Annotated in this window: 15 protein-coding genes; 1 reads left to right on the forward strand and 14 read right to left on the reverse strand. The window is 69.1% G+C overall.

All coding sequences use genetic code 11. The features are described from left to right. Nucleotides 1-8: 8 nt before the first annotated feature. The 11 genes from N5D62_RS05950 to N5D62_RS06000 all read right to left on the reverse strand — a co-directional run bounded on the left by N5D62_RS05950 (nucleotide 9) and on the right by N5D62_RS06000 (nucleotide 10,602). Nucleotides 9-314 carry a type II toxin-antitoxin system RelE/ParE family toxin gene (locus N5D62_RS05950; RefSeq protein ID WP_279756736.1) on the reverse strand — a complete coding sequence of 102 codons (306 nt, stop codon included), beginning with the start codon at nucleotides 312-314 and terminating at the stop codon, nucleotides 9-11. Next, nucleotides 311-568, reverse strand: coding sequence for a type II toxin-antitoxin system ParD family antitoxin (locus tag N5D62_RS05955; RefSeq protein ID WP_279756737.1), 258 nt, complete (start codon nucleotides 566-568; stop codon nucleotides 311-313). Before N5D62_RS05955 ends, N5D62_RS05950 begins: the two co-directional genes overlap by 4 nt. Nucleotides 569-669: 101 nt before the next feature. Further along, the gene (locus N5D62_RS05960) at nucleotides 670-3,084 is read right to left on the reverse strand and encodes a bifunctional diguanylate cyclase/phosphodiesterase (protein ID WP_279756738.1); all 2,415 of its coding nucleotides are present in this window, start codon (nucleotides 3,082-3,084) and stop codon (nucleotides 670-672) included. A gap of 7 nt (nucleotides 3,085-3,091) precedes the next feature. Beyond that, on the reverse strand, nucleotides 3,092-3,799 hold the full coding sequence (locus N5D62_RS05965; RefSeq protein ID WP_279756739.1) for a methylamine utilization protein: 708 nt from the start codon (nucleotides 3,797-3,799) through the stop codon (nucleotides 3,092-3,094). Between the two features lie 27 nt (nucleotides 3,800-3,826). After that, complete coding sequence (gene holA / locus N5D62_RS05970) at nucleotides 3,827-4,894, reverse strand: DNA polymerase III subunit delta (RefSeq protein WP_279756740.1); 1,068 nt, start codon at nucleotides 4,892-4,894, stop codon at nucleotides 3,827-3,829. A gap of 49 nt (nucleotides 4,895-4,943) precedes the next feature. Next, nucleotides 4,944-5,453, reverse strand: coding sequence for an LPS assembly lipoprotein LptE (gene lptE, locus N5D62_RS05975; RefSeq protein WP_279756741.1), 510 nt, complete (start codon nucleotides 5,451-5,453; stop codon nucleotides 4,944-4,946). 4 nt (nucleotides 5,454-5,457) lie between these two features. Then, a complete protein-coding gene (gene leuS / locus N5D62_RS05980; protein WP_279756742.1) occupies nucleotides 5,458-8,091 on the reverse strand; it encodes a leucine--tRNA ligase in 2,634 nt (877 codons plus the stop codon). A gap of 89 nt (nucleotides 8,092-8,180) precedes the next feature. Next, nucleotides 8,181-8,627 (reverse strand): biopolymer transporter ExbD, encoded by a 447-nt coding sequence (locus tag N5D62_RS05985; protein WP_279756743.1) that lies wholly within the window; start codon nucleotides 8,625-8,627, stop codon nucleotides 8,181-8,183. 28 nt (nucleotides 8,628-8,655) lie between these two features. Then, nucleotides 8,656-9,300 carry a MotA/TolQ/ExbB proton channel family protein gene (locus N5D62_RS05990; RefSeq protein ID WP_279756744.1) on the reverse strand — a complete coding sequence of 215 codons (645 nt, stop codon included), beginning with the start codon at nucleotides 9,298-9,300 and terminating at the stop codon, nucleotides 8,656-8,658. Between the two features lie 10 nt (nucleotides 9,301-9,310). After that, complete coding sequence (dapB, locus tag N5D62_RS05995; protein WP_279756745.1) at nucleotides 9,311-10,117, reverse strand: 4-hydroxy-tetrahydrodipicolinate reductase; 807 nt, start codon at nucleotides 10,115-10,117, stop codon at nucleotides 9,311-9,313. Next, entirely contained in the window at nucleotides 10,114-10,602 is a 489-nt protein-coding gene (locus N5D62_RS06000) for an outer membrane protein assembly factor BamE (RefSeq protein WP_279756746.1), read from the reverse strand. The genes dapB and N5D62_RS06000 overlap by 4 nt, the downstream gene beginning before the upstream one ends. 188 nt (nucleotides 10,603-10,790) lie before the next feature. Between N5D62_RS06000 and fur the strand changes: the two genes are divergently transcribed. Further along, nucleotides 10,791-11,222 (forward strand): ferric iron uptake transcriptional regulator, encoded by a 432-nt coding sequence (gene fur, locus N5D62_RS06005; protein WP_279756747.1) that lies wholly within the window; start codon nucleotides 10,791-10,793, stop codon nucleotides 11,220-11,222. An 81-nt stretch (nucleotides 11,223-11,303) separates the two neighbouring features. Here the strand turns inward: fur and hprK are convergent, their stop codons facing one another. From hprK to raiA, 3 genes are all read right to left on the reverse strand, one after another. Continuing rightward, complete coding sequence (gene hprK, locus N5D62_RS06010; RefSeq protein ID WP_279756748.1) at nucleotides 11,304-12,266, reverse strand: HPr(Ser) kinase/phosphatase; 963 nt, start codon at nucleotides 12,264-12,266, stop codon at nucleotides 11,304-11,306. Nucleotides 12,267-12,315: 49 nt separating this feature from the next. After that, nucleotides 12,316-12,786: a PTS IIA-like nitrogen regulatory protein PtsN gene (ptsN, locus tag N5D62_RS06015; RefSeq protein ID WP_091730784.1), complete on the reverse strand. Its 471-nt coding sequence runs from the start codon at nucleotides 12,784-12,786 to the stop codon at nucleotides 12,316-12,318. Nucleotides 12,787-13,073: 287 nt separating this feature from the next. Further along, nucleotides 13,074-13,415 (reverse strand): ribosome-associated translation inhibitor RaiA, encoded by a 342-nt coding sequence (gene raiA / locus N5D62_RS06020; protein ID WP_279756749.1) that lies wholly within the window; start codon nucleotides 13,413-13,415, stop codon nucleotides 13,074-13,076. Nucleotides 13,416-13,482 lie beyond the last annotated feature (67 nt).

Raw genomic sequence — 13,482 nt, forward strand, 5'->3', positions numbered from 1 at the left:
ACCGCGGCCTACTCGAATGCGCGAAGCAGTTCGGCGAGGTTTCGTGAGGAGTGAAGGACCCGCAGGACGTCCACGCGCTCAAGCTCCTCGTTGGCCAAGTAGAGGATCTGGTAGGCCCCGTGGACTCGCCGTCGAAGGCCGGAGACGGCATAGCGAGGCACCACCCTGAAGGACCTGCCCATGGTGGAGAGCTGCTCGATCTTTTCGCGTAGTTCCGCAGCGAAGCTCGCTGCGCGCCGGGGATTCGCTCGGTCGATGTACGCGGCGATCTCGCGCAGGTCATTCAATGCCTCCGGTTGGAGGCGCACCTTCATTCGTCGCGAGGCCTCAAGGTCGGGAACTCGCTGTACAGCGTCTCGAAAGCCTCTTCAACGGAGATCCCCTTTCCCGCGCGTGCGTCAGCGATGCCTCGCTCGATCGACGCATCGAACTCCCGGAGCTGAGCATCCCGCCAGCCCTGCAATTCCTCGCTTTCGCGCAGCACCTGCGTGCGCGACGTATACCTTCCGCTCTCGATCAGATTCAGCACGATGGCCTCCAGTTCAGGTCCCAGATCGGCGTGAATCATCTCGGTCTCTCCATCGCAAGGAAATCGCTTGGTAGGGGGTGATCGCATCCCCAACTAGGGGGGCACCTCTGGGCGAATTTGTTCGCGTGGGTCAGCGCGCCTCACAACCCCGCCAGGATCGTGCTCGCGCGCGCGTCGCCGAGGTCCGGCGGTTCCCAGTCGCGCAGCCATTGCGCGAACTGCTCGGCCGGCATCGGGCGCGACAGGAAATAACCCTGGCCCTGGTCGCAGCCCAAGGTCTGCAGCAGCGTCCACTGCTTCGTCGTCTCCAGCCCCTCCGCCACCACCGACAACCCCAGGTTGTGCGCCAGCTCGATCGTCGAGCGCACGATCTTCGCGTCGTCGATGTCGCGCTCCATGTTCATCACGAAGCTGCGGTCGATCTTGAGCTCGTCCACCGACAGCTGCTTCAGATACGCCAGCGACGAGTACCCCGTCCCGAAGTCGTCGATCGACAGCTTGAAGCCCAGCGCATGCAGCTGCTCCAGCGTCTGCAGCGCGCGCTGCGGGTCGTCCATGATCGCGGACTCGGTGATCTCCAGGCACAGCGCCGGCGGCGGCACGCCCGCCACCAGGTCCGCCACCTTGATCGGCAGGTCCTGGTCCATCAGGTCTCGCGTCGACAGGTTCACGCTGATCGGCAGCGCCAGGCCATCCCGCTGCAATTCCATCCACGCCATGGCCGACGCATGCAGCACCCACGCGGTGATCTGCCGGATGAAGCCGGTCTGTTCCGCGAAGGGAATGAACGCCATCGGCGGCACCAGCCCGCGCTCCGGATGCTGCCAGCGCACGAGCGCCTCCGCGCCCGAGATCCGCTGCCCGTGCAGGTCCACCTTCGGCTGCAGGAACAGCCGCAATTCCCCGGCGTCGATCGCGTGTCTCAACTCGCTCAGCAGCGACAGCGATTCCTGGCTCGCCGCGTCCATGCTCGGCGCGTAGACCTCGCACCCGCTCTGCCCACGCTTGGCCGCGTGCATCGCGAGCTCCGCCCGCGCCAGCAGCAGCATCGGATCGCGCCCATGCTGCGGGAACAGCGCCACCCCCATCCCCGCCGACAGGTCCACCGTCTGGTCGTCGATGCTCAGCGCCCGCTCGAAATCACGCTGGATGCGCTTGCAGATCGCCTCGGCCCGCGTCGCCCCGGCGCCTTCGATCAGCAGCAGGAACTCGTCGCCGCCGACCCGCGCGATCAGCCGCACCTCGTCCTTCAGCAGGTGCTGCAGCCGGTCCGCCACCGCGCGCAGCAAGCGGTCGCCGAAAGCCCGGCCCAGCACGTCGTTGACATGCTTGAAGCGGTCCAGGTTCAGCATCAGCAGCGAGAAGCGCACGTCGCTGTCCGCCATCCGCCGCGCCAGCGCCTGGTGGAACTGCTCCCGGTTCGGGAGGTCCGTCAGCGGGTCCCAGAACGCGAGCCGGTTGACCTCCTCCTCGCGCGCGCGAATGCCCTGGCGCATCGCCTCGAAGGCCTCGGCCAGGTCGCCGATCTCGTCGCTCGACGGCCGCGTCACCGGCCGCGCGTAATCGCCTTGGCCGAGCCGGTGCGCCTCGCTCGCCAGCGCCTTCACCGGACCGCTGATGCGCCGCGCCGTCAGCACCGCGCCGACCGCGAACAGCAGCACGCCCGCCGCGCTCAAGCCCAGCAGCATCCACTGCAGCCGCCGGTACGGCGCCAGCGCCTCGTCCACCGAGCGCAGCAGCAGCATCGCCACCGACTTGTCGATGTCACCCCCGTGCGCCAGCGGCTGCAGCCGGGCCTGGAACTGCTCGCCGTCGAGCTCCAGGTGGAAGGTCTGCACGCCGCGCTCCGCCGCGGACTGGGCCGGCAGCGCCTGCACCGCGCGCGCGGTCGCCGCCTCGTCCAGCACCGACGCCAGCACCTGCCATTGCCCCGACGTCGACTGCGCCAGCAGCACGCCCTGGATGCGCACGATGCGCTTGAGCTCCGCGAGCTGGTCGCCCTTCATCTCGAAGCCGGTGAAGATCCAGCCGCCCAGCCCGGCCGCCCGCATCCGCGCCACCACCACCTGGTAGGCCTTGCCGTCGAGCAGCAGCAGCTGGCTCTGCGTGCGTCCCTGCTGCTGCCGCGTCACGCCGCGCAACAGCGGCGCGACCTTGGCGGCGATCTCGCCGGTGGCCGTCACCAGCTTGAAGGTGTCGTCCGCATACCCGATGAAGGAGGCGTCGCCCCGCGCGCTCAGGTTGGTGAAGACCTCCTGCATCATCGCCCGCAGCTCTTCGCCCTGGATGCCCTCGGCCACCAGCTGGCGCAGCCCGTAGTCCGACTGCAGCAGGTCGGCCACCAGGCCGCGCTGCTCGTTGTCCTCGTCGATCAGCTGGATCAGAATGCGCTCGCCGGCCTCGAGCTCCTCGGCCACCGAGGCCCGCGCGTTGCGGCTGATGCCCTGGTTGATCAGGGTCAGGTTCAGCAGCTGCACGACCAGCAGCAGGGCCAGGAACAGCGCGACGATGCGCCCCTCCAGCCGCCGCAGGTTGAGGAAGTCCGGCCAGCGCATCGGCGCGTCAGTCCTTCAGTTCGACCTTGAGCACGCCCGGCGCGCCCGTGCCCACCGTCAGCGGCTGCACCGTTGGCGCCGCGTTGCCCAGCCGCGCGGCCCACAGGCGCAGGCGATGGCTGCCCGGAGGCAGGTCGAGCCGGACATCGCCCTTGGCGTCGGCGATGCCGAACAGCGGCGTGTCGACGACGACGATGTGCGCGCTCATCCGGTCGTGGATGTTGCAGCCGAGCTGCGCCACGCCGGCCTTGTCGAACACCACCGGCTCCGCCGGCGTGCCCGAGTACAGCTTGAGCTCGAACTTCTTCGTCGGCGAGAACGAGTAGACGTGGTGCCGGACGGTGTCGAAGTTGGGGAAGGTGACCGCGGTGCCGGTCTGGATCGCCAGCAGCTGGGGCTGGAACTGCCGGTCGCGCTGCGCCATGACGGCGGACTTGCCGACGGCGGGCGGCGCGGGCTGGCCCTTGAGCTCGACCGCGACCACCGCGTCGGGCACCGGTGCGCCGCTGGCGTCGACGACGTGGATGGTCCAGTCCGCCGCCCGGGCCGGCGCGGCCCCGAACAGCGCGCCGGCCGTCAGCGCGAGCGCGGACGCGGCGCGCCAGCTCGCGGCGGCGCGGGCACCGGTGGCGGGCACCGGCGGGTCGATCGAAGGGGGATGCGGGGGAAAGCCGGACCGGCCGGCAGCGGGAGCAATGAAGCGGTGGAGGCTCATCGGCGGCGCCAGGTGGACGACATGGCGTCAACCATAGCGGGTTTTGCGGGCCGGTGGTCGCAGGGCTTGCTCCAACATCAGGGCCAGCCGGCCCAGCGCTTCCCACGGATCGGTGGGCCATTCCGGGTGGCGCAAGCCCTTGACGATGCCGTCGCAGACCTGCGCCGCCACCACCAGGCGCGTCAGCGCCGCGCCCTGCAGCTGCGGCACGATGCGCTCGAACAGCCGTTCCTTCGGCCCCCAGATGCGGGATTCGCGCAGCGCCATCGGCAGCGGCTTGCCCGCCGCCACCGCGTCATGGACCCGCTTGAGGCCGCGGATGTCCTCGGCCATCGTCCAGTGCACCAGCACCGCGGCCTCGCCCTCGGCCTTCAGGCCCTCGAGCATCCGCAGCACCCGGCCGACCTTGCCGCCCAGCAGCGCCTCGCTCAGCTTGAAGACGTCGAAACGCGCCACGTCCAGCACCGCCGCCTCGATCTGGTGCAGGCCCAGTTCGCCCGGCGGGTGCAGCAACGCGAGCTTCTGCAGCTCCTGGTGGGCGGCGAGCAGGTTGCCCTCGACCCGGTCGGCGAAGAACTCCAGCGCCTGCTGGCCCTCCGGCCCGGCCGCGACCGACTGCCCCTGCTGCTGCAGCCGCCGCGCGATCCAGGCCGGCAGCTCGCGCCGCTCGACCGGGTCGACCTTGACCGAGACGCCGGCCGCGTCCAGCGCGGTGAACCAGGCGCTGCCCAGCTGCGTCTTGTCCAGCCGCGGCAGCGTCACCAGCGTCAGCACGTCCGGCGGCAGGCCGTCGACGTAGCGCTGCAGCGCCTCCGAGCCATCCTTCCCCGGCTTGCCGCCAGGGATGCGGATCTCGATCAGCTGCTTGTCCGCGAACAGGCTCATCGCCTGCGACGCGGCGATCACCGGCGCCCAGTCGAAGTAGGCGCCGCTGACGATGAAGACCTGGCGCTCGCTGTAGCCCTGCTTGCGGGCCTCGGCGCGCAGCGCGTCGGCCGCCTCCTGCGCGAGCAGCGGCTCGTCGCCGTGCACGACGTAGACCGGCTTCAGGCCCTTGGACAGGTGAGCGGCCAGGGCCTCGGCTTTGATCTGCATCGTCGGGGGTGATCGGGCGGATGGGACAGGTGGGACGAAGGCGCGCGCCTCAGGACGGCAGGTGCACCGCCGCCAGGCGGCGCAGCAGCAGGCCGACGGCCTCCACCTGCATCGCCTTCTGCAGCGAGGCCTCTTCCTGTTCCTTGGCCAGCGCCGCGCTTTCGCTGTAGTTCATGTCGCGGGTCAGCCGCAGCTCGGTGCGCGGCAGCAGGATGTCCCCGCCCGCCGTACGCAGCGAATAGTCCAGCGACAGCCGCAGCTGCCATTCCGTGATCTGCCCGGCCGCGGTCGTCGCCACCGAGGTCCGGTCGCGCACCTCGCGCTCGATCTCGATGATCACGTCGGCGCGGTTCGGGTCCTCGACCAGGCGCACCGTGCTGCGCTGCACCTGGCGGCGCAGCTCCTGCGCCAGCGGCGAATGCGGGATGAAGCCGGTCAGCGCCAGCGTCTTGAAGTGGTAGACCGGCTCCTTGCGCAGCTCGAAGCCGCAGCCCGACAGCAGGGCCGTGGCACCGAGCGCGCCGAGCGCTCCGAGGGACAGCAGGTCGCGGCGCTTCATGGCGTCAGACCACCACGTTGACGAGACGGCCCGGCACGATGACGACCTTCTTGGGCGCCTTGCCTTCCGCGAACTTCTCGAAGTCCGGGCTGGCCAGCGCGACCGCCTCGATCGCCGCCTTGTCGGCCGACGCGGCGACCTTGATCGCGCCGCGCAGCTTGCCGTTGACCTGCAGCATCAGCTCGATCTCGTCCTGCACCAGCGCCGACTCGTCGACCTGCGGCCAGGCGGCGTCCAGCAGCTCACCCAGCTCGGCCGCGAAACCCAGCTCCGTCCACAGCGCATGCGCGATGTGCGGGCAGGCCGGGTAGATCACGCGCAGCAGCACCGAGAAGCCCTCGCGCACCGCCGCGGCCTGGCCTTCGGCCTTGAAGCCCTCGAGCGCGTTGAGCAGCTTCATCGCGCCGGAGACGACGGTGTTGTATTGCATGCGCTCGTAGTCGTACGAGACCTGCTTGAGCACCAGGTGCACCTCGCGGCGCAGCGCCTTGCCGTCGCCGTTCAGCGCCGCGAAGTCCGCGCCGCCGCCCTTGATCGCGTCCGCGTGCTTCGCGCCGAAGCCCCACACCCGCTTCAGGAAGCGGTGCGCGCCTTCGACGCCGGCGTCGTTCCACTCCAGCGTCTGCTCCGGCGGGGAGGCGAACATCACGAACAGGCGCGCGGTGTCGGCGCCGTATTCGTCGATCAGCGCCTGCGGGTCGACGCCGTTGCTCTTGGACTTCGACATCGTCGTCATCTCGTACTCGAGCGGCAGGCCGTCGGCCTTCAGCGTGCCGCCGGTGGGCAGGCCATGCTCGTTGCGGATGACGTCGACCTCGTGTTCCCAGTAGTAGTGCTTGCCGGCGTCTTCCGGCTTGCGGAAGAACGCGCCCTTGAGCACCATGCCCTGCGTCAGCAGGTTGGTGAAGGGCTCGTTGAACTTGATCAGCTTCAGGTCACGCATGACCTTGGTCCAGAAGCGCGCGTACAGCAGGTGCAGGATCGCGTGCTCGATGCCGCCGATGTACTGGTCCATCGGCATCCAGTAGTCGGTGCCGCCGGCGACCATCTGCTCCGGGTTGGTCGCGTCGCAATAGCGCATGAAGTACCACGAGCTGTCCACGAAGGTGTCCATCGTGTCCGTCTCGCGCTTGGCCGCGGCGCCGCACTTGGGGCAGCTGCAGTCCAGGAAGTCCGCGCGCTTGTTCAGCGGGTTGCCGCTGCCGTCGGGGATGCAATCCTCGGGCAGCACGACGGGCAGGTCCTTCTCCGGGACCGGCACCGGGCCGCAGCTGTCGCAATGGATGATGGGGATCGGCGTGCCCCAGTAGCGCTGGCGGCTGATGCCCCAGTCGCGCAGGCGCCAGGTCGTCTTCTTCTCGCCCAGGCCCTTGGTGCCGAGCAGCTCGGCCACCTTGTCCACCGCCTGCTTGTGCGTCAGGCCGTCCAGCGCGCCCGAGTTGATGCAGGCGCCGCGCTGCTTGTCGCCGTACCACTCGGCCCAGGCGTCGGTCGAGTAGGCCTCGCCCTCGACGCCCACGACCTGCTTGATCGCGATGCCGTACTTCTTCGCGAACGCGAAGTCGCGCTCGTCATGCGCCGGCACGCCCATCACCGCGCCGTCGCCGTAGCTCATCAGCACGTAGTTGCCGACCCAGACCTCGACCTGCTCGCCGGTCAGCGGGTGCGTGACGAAGAGGCCGGTCGCCAGGCCCTTCTTGTCCTGCGTCGCCAGCTCGGCCTCGGTGGTGCCGCCCTGCTTGCATTCCTCGATGAACGCGGCCAGCGCCGGCTTCGTCGCCGCGGCGTGCGCGGCCAGCGGATGCTCCGGCGCCACGGCGCAGAAGGTCACGCCCATGATCGTGTCGGCGCGCGTCGTGAAGACGTACAGCAGGCCGCCCTGGATCGGCTGGCCGTCGGCGCCGGCGATCGCGTGCGGGAAGGCGAAACGCACGCCCTCGCTCTTGCCGATCCAGTTCTCCTGCATCAGGCGCACGCGCTCGGGCCAGCCCGACAGGTAGTTCTTGTCCGACGGATCGGCCACCGCGGCCAGCAGCTCTTCCGCGTACTCGGTGATCTTCAGGTAGTAGCCGGGGATCTCGCGCTTCTCGACCGTCGCGCCCGAGCGCCAGCCCTTGCCGTCGATGACCTGCTCGTTGGCCAGCACGGTCTGGTCGACCGGGTCCCAGTTCACGACCTGCGTGCGGCGCTCGGCGATGCCGGCTTCCAGCATCTTCAGGAACAGCCACTGGTTCCAGCGGTAGTAGTCCGGCTTGCAGGTGGCGATCTCGCGCGACCAGTCGATCGCCAGGCCCATCGCCTGCATCTGCGACTTCATGTAGGCGATGTTGTCGTAGGTCCACGCGGCCGGCGGCACCTTGTTCTTCATCGCCGCGTTCTCGGCGGGCAGGCCGAAGGCGTCCCAGCCCATCGGCATCAGCACGTTGTAGCCCTTCATGCGCAGCTGCCGCGTCAACATGTCGTTGATCGTGTAGTTGCGGACATGGCCCATGTGCAGCTTGCCGCTCGGGTACGGCAGCATGGAGCAGGCGTAGAACTTGGGCTTGGACGCGTCCTCGACGACGCGGTAGGCGTCGCGGGCGTTCCAGTGATCGCGGGCGGCCTGTTCGACCTCGGAAGGGGCGTATTTCTCGTTCATGGTGGCTCGGGCAACGTAGCCGCCGATTGTAGGAGGCGCCGCGCGGCCGGCCATCCGCCTGGCGGGGGCCGCCCTGCGGGGGTGAGCGATCAGCGCTTCGCCGCCGGCGCGGGCTCGTCGCCCTCGCCGTTCTCCGCGACGAAGGCGATCCGGTTCAGCCCGGCCTTCTGCGCCCAGCCGATCAGCTGCGCCACCTGGCCGTAGGGCACGGACCGGTCGGCGCTGAGCCGCAACTCGGCCTCGGGCTGGCGGTTGGCCAGCTGCACCAGGCGCTCGCGCACGGCCTTGGCGTCGAGCGGCTCCTCGCCCAGCAGGTACCGCCCATCGGGGGTGATCGCCAGCGCGATGAAGCTCGCGCCGGGTCCTGGCGCCGCGGCGTCGCTCCGCGGCAGGTCCAGCTTGAGCGCGCTGCCCATCAGCGGCGCCGCGATGATGAAGATCACCAGCAGCACCAGCATGACGTCGATCAGCGGCGTCATGTTGATCTCGCCCATCGGCTTGGGCGCTTCGCGGCGTTCGAGGCGGCCGAACTTCATGGCGGCGATCGGTGGTCGGGAAGGGCGCTCAGGCGCCGCCGGCCAGTTCGCGCAGGTCGTGCGCGAAGCCTTCGAGCTCGGCCTCGCAGGCGGCGACCCACTTGCCGAACAGGTTGTAGGCCAGCACCGCCGGGATCGCCACGGCCAGGCCGGCGGCGGTCATGATCAGCGCCTCGCCGACGGGGCCGGCGACCTTGTCCAGGCTGAAGTTGCCGGTCGAGGAGATGCTCAGCAGCGCGTGGTAGATGCCCCAGACGGTGCCGAACAGGCCGACGAAGGGCGCGGTGGCGCCGATGGTCGCCAGCACCACCTGGCCCCGGCTCAGGCCGTTGAGCACGCCATGCAGCGCGTCGCGCAGGCGCCGGGTCAGTTGCGAGGTCTTCTGCGCCGAGGCCGCCAGCGTGCCCGCCGGGCTGTCCTGCATCGCGGCGTCGATCAGCGGCAGCATCAGCGCGCCGCGGTCCAGCGCGCGCAGCTGCTCGCGGCCCTGGGCGACGTCGGGCGCGGCCCAGAACACCGGCAGGCCGCGGCGCAGGTCGGCGCGCGCGCGCGCCAACGCCCAGCCGCGCCAGAAGATCAGCACCCAGCCGCCGACCGACATCGTCAGCAGCAGCAGGGAAACGAAACGGGCGACCCCGTCGCCCGCTTGCCAGAGGTGGAGGAGTTCCGTCATCGCGTCGCGCTCAGGCGATGCCGAGCACGTCGTTCATGTCGAACAGGCCGGTCTTGCGCCCGCCCAGGAAGCGCGCCGCGCGCAGGCTGCCCTGGGCGAAGGTGGCGCGGCTCGAGGCCTTGTGGCTGATCTCGATGCGCTCGCCGATGCCCATGAACATCACCGTGTGGTCGCCGATGACGTCGCCGCCGCGCACGGTGGCGAAACCGATCGTCGACGGATCGCGCTCGCCGGTGACGCCCTCGCGGCCGTAGACCGCGCAGCTCTTGAGGTCGCGGCCGAGCGCGTCGGCGACGACTTCGCCCATCTTCAGCGCGGTGCCGCTGGGCGCGTCGACCTTGTGGCGGTGGTGGGCCTCGACGATCTCGATGTCGTAGCCCTGGGCGAGCGCCTTGGACGCCTGCGCCAGCAGCTTCAGCACCACGTTGACGCCAACGCTCATGTTCGGCGCCATCATCACCGCGGCGCGTTGCGCGAACTCGCCGATCTTCGCCTTCTCGTCGGGGCTGAAGCCGGTCGTGCCGATGACGGTGCGCACGCCCAGCTCGGCGCACAGCGCCAGGTGGGCCATCGTGCCTTCGGGGCGGGTGAAGTCGATCAGGACGTCGGAACGGGACAGGCCCGCCTTCACGTCGCTGGTGATCGCGACGCCGGTCGCCTGGCCGAGGAAGGCGCCGGCATCCTGGCCGATGGCGGGGCTGCCCTCGCGGTCCAGCGCGGCGCTCAGCTCGAGGTCGTCAGCCGCCAGCACCGCCTCGACCAGCATGCGGCCCATGCGGCCGGACGCGCCGGTGACGGCGATCCGCAGACGGCTCATCGGCGCGCCTCCAGCGGCGGGTAGTCGCGCGTCGGGCCGATCGGCTCCGGCGCGGAGGCCGCGGCCGTGCGCACCGGCGGCGGCAGCGCCTTGCGTTCTTCCTCGGTCAGCTCGAGCTTGGGTTCCTTGCCGGAGACCTTCAGCGTGTTGATCGACGCGATGAATTCCTTCTCGGTCGGCAGGTCGTCCGGGGCATCGATCTTCGTCAGCTTGTCGCCGTCGAAGGTCAGCAGGATGTGGCGGTTCTGCGGCGCGGCGCCCTGGCGCCGGATCGTGAACACGTAGTCCCAGCGGTTCTCGTGGAACAGGTCGGTCAGCAGCGGGGAGCCGAGCGCGTCGCGGACCTGCGCGCGGGGCATGCCGGGCTTGATCAGGGCGAGCTGTTCCTTGGTGACGACGTTGCCCTGGACGATCTCGACCCGGTACGGACGCACCAGGCCCAGCACCTTGTCGCCGCTGACGGACAGCGCGTCGAACTTGGGCATCTGCGAGCAACCGCCAAGCGCCAGGAGACCGACGACCAGGCCTGCCATCGCGGCGCCGGGAGCGTTCCGGCGGACGATGCGGGCGATACGGGAATTCAATGACATGGCGCGGAATGGCCGAGGCGCAAGGGCTATGATCCGGGGATTCTAGCGGCACGCACCCACGCTCTCCCGCAGGCGCAACCCCCATGAACCGGTCAGACGAAATCAAGAACAGCGGCCTCAAGGCCACGCTGCCTCGCATCAAGATCCTCGAGATCTTCCAGACCGCCCAACAGCGGCACATGACCGCCGAGGACGTTTACAAAGCTTTGCTCGATGAGCGAGCCGACATCGGCCTGGCGACGGTCTATCGCGTCCTCACCCAGTTCGAGCAAGCCGGCCTGCTGTCGCGCAATCACTTCGAGTCCGGCAAGGCGGTGTTCGAGCTCAACGAGGGCCATCACCACGACCACCTCGTGTGCCTGACCTGCGGCTTCGTCGAGGAGTTCTACGACCCGCAGATCGAGGAACGCCAGCACGCGATCGCGCTCGACCGCGGCTTCCAGCTGCAGGAGCATTCGCTCGCGCTGTACGCGAACTGCGTCAAGAAGGACTGCCCGCACAAGAACGTCCGCTGAGCGGGGCGACCTGCCGGCGGCAACGACAAGGGGCTCCGATGGAGCCCCTTCGCTTTTGGCGCGTGCGCCGTGCCGGGACGCTCAGTTCGCGTCGTTCAGGCCTTGCTCGATGGCGCGTTGGTGGCGCTCGACGAACTCGCGGTAGGTGTCGATGCCGCGCAGTTGGAGGATGGTGTTGCGCACCGCGGCCTCGACCAGCACCGCCAGGTTGCGGCCGGCGTCCACCGCGATCACGACCTTGCGCACCGGCATGCCGAGCACGTCTTCGTACAGCGGCTCGTAGGGCAGGCGCTCGAAGTCGCGCTCCATCGTTTCCTTGCGCACGAGGTGCACGATCAGCTTGAGCCGCATCTTCCGGCGCACCGCCGTCTCGCCGAAGATCGCCTTGATGTCCAGCAGGCCGATGCCGCGGACTTCCAGCAGGTTCATCAGCAGCTCGGGGCAGCGGCCTTCGATCGCCGTCTGCGCGATGCGGAAGAAGTCGACCGCGTCGTCCGCCACCAGGCCGTGGCCGCGGCTGATCAGTTCCAGGCCCAGTTCGCTCTTGCCCAGGCCGGATTCGCCGGTCAGCAGCACGCCCAGGCCGAGGATGTCCATGAACACACCGTGCCGGGTCGTGCGGTTCGCGCAGACATGGGCCAGGTAGGCGCGCACCAGGTCGATGACGTGGCCGGCGCTTTCGGCGGTGGTGAACAGCGGGATCTCGGCGCGGTCGCACATCGCGACCAGCCGGTCCGGCGGGACCTGGTCGTCGGCGACGATGATCACCGGCGGCTCCAGCGTCACGATGCGCGCGATGCGGCGGTCCAGCACGTCGCCCGAGGCCTGGCTCAGGTAGGCGACCTCGCGGCGGCCCACGATCTGGACGCGGTACGGATGGATGTAGTTCAGGTAGCCGACCAGGTCGGCGGCCGACTGCGCGTCGCGCAGCGCGGCTTCGTCGAAGCGGCGTTCAGGATGCGCGTGGCCGGCGATCCACTCCCAACGCAAGGCCTCCCGGTGTTCCTCGAACAACCGGTCCGCGCTGATCGAGGTGGCTTTCAAGGTGGGCGGGCGCTGGGGAGAAGGTTCGGGGCGAGGGCGTCGCGGGCGGTCAGGCGACCGACTTCAGCGGCTCCCAGTCGGCGATCAGGCGATGCACGGTCGCGGCTTCGGCTTCGGTCTTCAGGCGCTCGCGCAATTCGCGGTCGGAAAGCATCTCGGCGATCTCGGACAGGATCTCGAGGTGTCTTTGCGTCGCAGCCTCGGGCACCAGCAGGAAGATCAGCAGCGTGACCGGCTCGTCGTCCGGCGCGTCGAAGCCGATGGGCTGCTGCACGCGCAGCACGGCGGCCAGCGGATTCTTCAGGCCCTTGATCCGGCCGTGCGGGATCGCGACGCCGTGACCCAGACCGGTGGAGCCCAGGCGCTCGCGGGCGAACAGGTTGTCCGTGACCGCGGCGCGGGAGATCGAATGGTTGTTCTCGAAAAGCAGCCCGGCCTGTTCAAAGACCCGCTTCTTGCTGGAAGCGTCCACATCGACCAGCACGTTGCTGGCGGGAAGGATGGCGGCGAGACGGTTCATCGGGCAATGACCGGTCGCGACGACCGGTTGGCTGGGGAAGCAGCCTGCGCACCCGCAGGGCGCAGATTCGAGGACTGAAGGACCGGATTATAGGAATCCTGCTACCGACAGGGGGCGTGACGGATGCGACGGTCCTGTGAAAACGTCGCGCCTGGTGTTGCATTGCAACAATTGTCGACAAAAAGGCGGCCCGATGGGCCGCCTTGCGGTGGGAGCTTCGGGTAATCCCGGAGTTCCCGGGAGGACCCCGGCCAGGCAAGCGCCCGGGCCGGCGTCCAGCTCGCCGTTCAACCGGCGCTCAGGTCCATGCGCTTCACCGATTCGTGGTGGTGGTTCTGCACCCGGTCCTTGTGGCGGCAGACCTGCCGATCCAGCTTGTCCATCAGCTCGTCGATGGCGGCGTAGAGGTCTTCGTGCGAATGCTCGCAGAAGATTTCGCGTCCCTTCACATGCAGCGTCACTTCAGCGCGTTGGCGTCGATCCTTCTCCTTTTGCTTCTCCACGGTCAGCAGGACGTTCACGTCCACGACCTGGTCAAAGTGGCGGAGCACCCGGCTGAGCTTGTTCAGCACGTATTCGCGCAGAGCCTGTGTCACTTCGAGATGGTGGCCGCTGATGGTCAGGTTCATAAAGCCTCCTTTCACAAGGGCTTGGTCGGAAACAGAGTCGGAGTCGGCGGCGGATGCCGCGGGAAAA

The organism is Mitsuaria sp. GD03876, from assembly GCF_029840635.1.
In the GTDB taxonomy this organism is placed as follows: domain Bacteria; phylum Pseudomonadota; class Gammaproteobacteria; order Burkholderiales; family Burkholderiaceae_C; genus Roseateles.

What these genes read in the sequence shown, in the direction of transcription:
- N5D62_RS05950 (WP_279756736.1), bottom strand. Translation starts at nt 314, where the DNA reads ATGAAGGTGCGCCTCCAACCGGAGGCATTGAATGACCTGCGCGAGATC.
- N5D62_RS05955 (WP_279756737.1), bottom strand. Translation starts at nt 568, where the DNA reads ATGATTCACGCCGATCTGGGACCTGAACTGGAGGCCATCGTGCTGAAT.
- N5D62_RS05960 (WP_279756738.1), bottom strand. Translation starts at nt 3,084, where the DNA reads ATGCGCTGGCCGGACTTCCTCAACCTGCGGCGGCTGGAGGGGCGCATC.
- N5D62_RS05965 (WP_279756739.1), bottom strand. Translation starts at nt 3,799, where the DNA reads ATGAGCCTCCACCGCTTCATTGCTCCCGCTGCCGGCCGGTCCGGCTTT.
- holA (WP_279756740.1), bottom strand. Translation starts at nt 4,894, where the DNA reads ATGCAGATCAAAGCCGAGGCCCTGGCCGCTCACCTGTCCAAGGGCCTG.
- lptE (WP_279756741.1), bottom strand. Translation starts at nt 5,453, where the DNA reads ATGAAGCGCCGCGACCTGCTGTCCCTCGGAGCGCTCGGCGCGCTCGGT.
- leuS (WP_279756742.1), bottom strand. Translation starts at nt 8,091, where the DNA reads ATGAACGAGAAATACGCCCCTTCCGAGGTCGAACAGGCCGCCCGCGAT.
- N5D62_RS05985 (WP_279756743.1), bottom strand. Translation starts at nt 8,627, where the DNA reads ATGAAGTTCGGCCGCCTCGAACGCCGCGAAGCGCCCAAGCCGATGGGC.
- N5D62_RS05990 (WP_279756744.1), bottom strand. Translation starts at nt 9,300, where the DNA reads ATGACGGAACTCCTCCACCTCTGGCAAGCGGGCGACGGGGTCGCCCGT.
- dapB (WP_279756745.1), bottom strand. Translation starts at nt 10,117, where the DNA reads ATGAGCCGTCTGCGGATCGCCGTCACCGGCGCGTCCGGCCGCATGGGC.
- N5D62_RS06000 (WP_279756746.1), bottom strand. Translation starts at nt 10,602, where the DNA reads ATGCCCAAGTTCGACGCGCTGTCCGTCAGCGGCGACAAGGTGCTGGGC.
- fur (WP_279756747.1), top strand. Translation starts at nt 10,791, where the DNA reads ATGAACCGGTCAGACGAAATCAAGAACAGCGGCCTCAAGGCCACGCTG.
- ptsN (WP_091730784.1), bottom strand. Translation starts at nt 12,786, where the DNA reads ATGAACCGTCTCGCCGCCATCCTTCCCGCCAGCAACGTGCTGGTCGAT.
- raiA (WP_279756749.1), bottom strand. Translation starts at nt 13,415, where the DNA reads ATGAACCTGACCATCAGCGGCCACCATCTCGAAGTGACACAGGCTCTG.